The following is a 5,042-nucleotide window of genomic DNA, read 5'->3' as shown; positions in this document are numbered from 1 at the left end:
ACCGGTGGGGTACGGCCGAGGAGTAGCGGATGCTGTCCCCGGCGCCGAGGGTGAAGGAGCGCTCGCCGAGCTGGAGCCCGACCGTGCCCTCGAGGACGTACAGGAACTGCTCCGAGTCACCGTGGCTGTAGAGGGTCTCTCCGGTGGAGCCATGGGCGTCGAACTCCCCCAGGAACACTTCGAGATGGTGCTGCGGCCCCGGGGTCAGCCGGAACTTGCGCCCGCCGAGCACCCCGAGGGCGAGCCGGGGCGCCTCCTCGGCGCGCAGCACGCTCGGGCCGCTGGTGAAGTCGTCGCCGAACAGGTCGGCCACCTTCAGGCCGAGCGCGGCAGCGACCTGCTGGAGGGTGGCGATGCTGGGATTGGCCTGCCCGCGCTCTATCTGGCTGAGATAGCCCTCACTGATCCCGGCGGCCTCGGCGACGGTCCGCAGCGTCAGCCGGCGTGCCTTGCGCAGCGCGCGCAGCCGGTCGCCCACGGACTCGTCGCCGGTTCCCGCGGCCCGGTCCGGGGCGTGTTCGTTCTCCATGGCCGCACACGCTAAGAACGCTGAGCGGCTGGCACAAGAGTCTGAACTGAAAACTCAGAAATCTTTACTGACCGGATCCGGCGCTCAGCCCGTCCAGGGTGAGATCGAGGAGGCGGTCGGCCTGCTCCCGCTGTTCGGGCTTCCCCGAGGCGAGGGCGATGCCGGTGAGAGCGGCGAACATGTCGGTGGCGCTGATGTCCGACCGGATCACACCGGCCGCGACGGCGGCGTCCATCAGCCGTGAGAGCGCGTCCTGGATCATCTCGTGACTCCGGGCGTACGGATTGACGCCCGACGCGACCACGCCGCGCAGCGCGTCCGCCATGCCCAGCTTGGCGTTGGCGTAGTCCATGAAGCGGGCCAGCCACGCCCGCAGGGCCTCGCGCGGGGGCAGGGCCGCCAGCAGTTCGGGGGCGGCGCCGCAGAGCCGGGCCAGCTCATTGCGGTAGGCGGCCTCGATCAGCAGCTCGCGGGTCGGGAAGTTCCGGTAGAGGGTGCCGGTGCCCACGCCCGCCTCCTTGGCGATGCGCTCGAGATGGGCGTCCAGCCCTTCCTCGGCGAACACCCGCACCGCGGCGGAGAGGATCTTCTCCCGGTTGCGCTGTGCGTCGGCCCGCAGCGGGCGCCCTGGATCCCTGGCCATCGGCGACTCTCCTCATTCCCCGGTTGCTAAGTGGAGGAGCACCCACTTAGTGTGGGGTGAAGTGGCGGCGCCTCCACTTCCCACTGTAGGCCATCGCCGCTCCCCCTTTCCCCCTGCGGTTTTCCCTGGAAGGAACCCTCATGACATCGGGTATCGAAGGCAAGGTCGTCGCCATTACGGGCGCGAGCAGCGGTATCGGCGAGGCGACCGCGCTGCTGCTGGCCGAGCGCGGCGCCAAGGTCGTCCTCGCGGCGCGGCGGTCGGACCGCATCGAGGCACTGGCGGCGAGGATCGCCGGGGCGGGCGGCGAGGCCGTCGCCGTCGTCACGGATGTGAAGCGGCGCGCGGATCTGTCCCGTCTGGTCGCGACGGCACGCGAACGGTACGGAAGGCTGGACGTCCTGGTCAGCAACGCGGGTATCAGCCCGATCTCCGCCCTCGACGATCTGCGCGTCGAGGACTGGGAGGCGATGGTCGACGTCAACATCAAGGGGGTGCTGTACGGCATCGCCGAGGCCCTGCCCGTCTTCCGTGAGCAGGGCTCCGGGCATTTCGTGCACATCCTCTCCACCGCCGGGCTGAGCATCGTCCCGACGATGTCGGTCTACGCCGGCACCAAGAACGCCGTACGCGCCATCTCCGAAGGGCTGCGCCAGGAGGCCGGCGAGACGCTGCGGGTGACCACCGTCTCGCCGGGGTTCATCCGGACGGAGCTCGCGGATTCCATCACCGACCCGGACGCGAGGAGCGGGATCCAGGCCGGCATGGACAAGATCGCGATCTCCCCGGACGCCATCGCCCGCGCCATCGCGTTCGCCATCGAGCAGCCGGCCGGTGTCGACGTCGGCGAGATCGTGGTCCGTCCCACGGCGCAGGGCTGAGCGCCGCGCCCGGGGGTCAACCGGCGGGGGTGCGGCCGGTGTCCAGGAGCGCGGCATGGACGGCCGCGGTGAGCACCACGGCCGCGAGCGTCCATGAGATCCAGTCCCCCGGGTCCGGCAGCCACTGCCGTCCGAGCGCGATCGGATAGATGGCCACCGCGTATCCGGCGGGTACGGTACGCGGCACGATCCCCTTTCGGGCGGCGCCGAGGAATAACGGCGGCGCCAGCAGCCCGGCCGAAAACACCACGCCCACCACCCACAGCACCCGGTGCCGCCGACTGCCGTACAGAGCGGGCCGTGCGGATGTTCCGGTGGAATATTCGCTCACGATCGCCTTTCGTTCGGTGCGGAGTGCAGACGATTGAGTGCGTGACGTGCGCTCACGGCACCGATACCGTCCAGATCACGAAGCTGACGCGCGGAGAAACCGGAGAGTAGTTCGAGATTATCGATACCGGCCCTGAGTAATGCATTGGCCAAACGATGTCCGATTCTGTCGTGTCCGAGGACATCGAAGAGTTCGCCTCCCTCACAGGAACCGCAGCGCCGTCCGGGCGCGCTCGGCGCCATTTCCCGGGCGCCGCACCCACCGCACATATCGATCACCCGGCCATCCCATCGCGCCCTCGACCAGCTCATTTGGACGATGACTTCGCGAAGCGCACCGACGCTGTCGGCCGCTGAGGAGGAATGAGTGGCGCCACAGATGTCACATCGAATGGTGATCGAATGGCTCATGTGAGCATGATGGCAGAGAGCCTTCCCCCGAGCCTTCCCCGTCATCGCTTTGCGGCCGCTCGGCCGCTCATGGGGACATGCGTTTCTCACAGCCGCTTGATGACAAATGCGACTGTTATGCCGACCGGAGTGGTGAAAGCGTGAGCTGACAGTGGACAGCGAAGAGTCCGGGGGGAGTCCGCGCGAGCCGTTGTCAGCGGCCTGAATCCCGTCTGCACGGCGGGAAACGCACCAGCGACAATCCGGTATCCGGCCGAGTGCTGTCACCGCGAGCCCCACCGGGCTCACTTGACCGACAACGGGAACGGCTGGGTGATGACAGACAACGCGACGGACAAGGGTGCGGCCGATACCAGGAGGCGCCGTCACCGGAGATGGCGCGTATCCGCGGCGCTGGCTCTGACGGCGGTGCTGGCGGGCGGCGGGATCGCCGCCCTCCGGACGGCCGGATCGCCCGCCTCCGATGCCTCGGAGCCCGCGGCCGTCGTCACCTCACACTCCGGCCGGCTGACATCCGAGGAATCGCGCGAGGCGTCCCGCATCGCCATCGACGCCGCCACCAAGCCCGGGACCGCGAAGGACCGTCAGAAGGCAACAGAGAAAGGCGACGGGGAGCGGAACGCCGCGGGCGGCTCCGGCGCCGAGCCGCTGGACACCCGCCGTCCGCCCCGGGCCGAGTCGGCGTCCTCCGACACCGACAGCCGGGCCGAGGTCCAGCTCTACGACTACGCCTCGGACACCCTCATCACCAGGGTGGTCGATCTGCGCTCCAAGAAGGTCCTCGACTCCGTCCGCCGGCACGGCGTCCAGCCGCCTCCCACCCTGGCCGAGGCCCGCGAGGCGGTGAAGGTCATTCTCGCCGACCGCCGGCTCGGCCCGGGGATGCGCGAGTCCTACGCCTCGCAGACCGGGAAGCGGCTGACCTCGCCCGCCCAACTGCGCCTCCAGAGCATGTCGTTCCTCGGCTCCCGGGCCGAGGGGGTGGACGGCGCCCGGAAGGTGTCCCGGTGCGGTGAGCACCGGTGTGTGCAGCTGTTCGTGCGCGTTCCGGGTGGCAAGTGGATCGACACCAGCCGGATCGTCATCGATCTGTCGGCCAGGCGCGCCGCCGTCATCGGCCTGTGAGGGGAGCCTTGTCCGTGTCCAGTCTGTTCCGGCGTGCCCGGGTGTTTCGGCGTGCCCATCCGCTGTGGCGTGCCCGTGTGCTGATCGCCGTGGTGGGACTGCTGGCCCTGTGGGTGCCGGGCCCGGCCTCCGCCGGGCCCGCGAGGGCCGCCGCGGCCCCGTCCTGCCCCGCCGCGGATCGCATCGACACGACCCTCAAGAACGGTGCCAGGTGGCAGATGTGCTGGGACATCGACCGCAACACCGGTGCGGTGCTGAGCGATGTGATCTACACCCCGAACCGCTCCACCCCCACCCGGGTCCTCAAGAGCGCCTCGCTGGCCGAGGTGCATGTGCCCTACGACAGCGGTCAGCCGCGCTTCTACGATGTCTCGGCCATCGGCTTCGGCGATCTGGAGCAGGGCACGCTCACCCGGCTCAGCGCCAAGGACTGCCCCGACGGGCGGCTGCGCGACTTCCGTGACACCCCGGTGCTGTGCGTCGAGGAGCAGCCCCGGCCGTTCGCCTACAAGAGCGCCGTGGAGAAGGGCGTGCTGCACGGCACCGACCTGGTCGTCTTCTCGGTCTCCGAGATCGGCTGGTACGACTACATCACCGAGTGGCGCTTCTCGGACGACGGCTCCATCACCCCCCGGTCGGGCGCCACCGGAAGCCTCTCGCCGTTCCAGTTCTCCGACGCGAGCAGCGGCTGGCCGACCGGGGTGGGCTCCACCCGGTTCAGCGAGAACCACTCGCACAACATCTTCTGGCGGCTGGACTTCGCCGTCGACGGACAGTCGAAGAACACCGTGGAGCAATACGACTACCTGGGCAGCGGCACGGCCGCGCGCACCACCAAGCGCACGGTGTTCTCCCGTGAGACCGCGGCGGACCTCGCGCCCACCCGTTTCTGGCGGGTGGTGAACCCCGCCGCCGAGAACTCCGACGGCCACGCCAAGTCCTGGGAGATCGACAACCACCGGAGCGATCAGTACCGGGGGCCGCACGAGACCGAGGAGTTCACCCACCACGACATGTACTTCACGCAGTACCGGGAGTGCGAGCGGCTGGCCTACGGCAACACCGCCCCGGACTGCGCCACCTCGGTCGACAAGTACACCGGCGACGAGAAGCTGACCGACCC

Annotated in this window: 7 protein-coding genes; 3 read left to right on the top strand and 4 right to left on the bottom strand. The window is 69.4% G+C overall.

Going from position 1 to position 5,042, the window contains the following annotated elements; all coding sequences use genetic code 11:
* A partial coding sequence (locus GWI24_RS40125; RefSeq protein ID WP_210950957.1) for a helix-turn-helix domain-containing protein occupies positions 1 to 529 on the bottom strand: 529 nt, incomplete at its 3' end.
* Positions 530 to 593: 64 nt separating this feature from the next.
* Complete coding sequence (locus GWI24_RS40120; protein WP_210950956.1) at positions 594 to 1,172, bottom strand: TetR/AcrR family transcriptional regulator; 579 nt, start codon at positions 1,170 to 1,172, stop codon at positions 594 to 596.
* 140 nt (positions 1,173 to 1,312) lie between these two features.
* On the opposite strand from GWI24_RS40120, the gene GWI24_RS40115 reads away from it, so the two are divergent.
* Positions 1,313 to 2,053 (top strand): SDR family oxidoreductase, encoded by a 741-nt coding sequence (locus GWI24_RS40115; RefSeq protein WP_210950955.1) that lies wholly within the window; start codon positions 1,313 to 1,315, stop codon positions 2,051 to 2,053.
* Positions 2,054 to 2,069: 16 nt separating this feature from the next.
* Here the strand turns inward: GWI24_RS40115 and GWI24_RS40110 are convergent, their stop codons facing one another.
* Positions 2,070 to 2,384, bottom strand: a complete 315-nt coding sequence (locus GWI24_RS40110) for a hypothetical protein (RefSeq protein WP_308344250.1) — start codon at positions 2,382 to 2,384, stop codon at positions 2,070 to 2,072.
* Positions 2,381 to 2,794, bottom strand: coding sequence for a helix-hairpin-helix domain-containing protein (locus GWI24_RS40105; protein ID WP_210950954.1), 414 nt, complete (start codon positions 2,792 to 2,794; stop codon positions 2,381 to 2,383). Before GWI24_RS40105 ends, GWI24_RS40110 begins: the two co-directional genes overlap by 4 nt.
* A gap of 315 nt (positions 2,795 to 3,109) precedes the next feature.
* Between GWI24_RS40105 and GWI24_RS40100 the strand changes: the two genes are divergently transcribed.
* Complete coding sequence (locus tag GWI24_RS40100) at positions 3,110 to 3,919, top strand: hypothetical protein (protein ID WP_210950953.1); 810 nt, start codon at positions 3,110 to 3,112, stop codon at positions 3,917 to 3,919.
* Positions 3,920 to 3,933: 14 nt separating this feature from the next.
* Positions 3,934 to 5,042, top strand: a 1,109-nt coding sequence (locus tag GWI24_RS40095) for a copper amine oxidase (protein ID WP_308344249.1), incomplete at its 3' end; no start/stop codon positions are given.

This window comes from Streptomyces sp. MK37H (assembly GCF_018035285.1).
Lineage (GTDB): Bacteria > Actinomycetota > Actinomycetes > Streptomycetales > Streptomycetaceae > Streptomyces > Streptomyces endocoffeicus.
Note: the sequence above shows the minus strand (reverse complement) of the source record. Positions and strands in the feature narration are given on the sequence as shown.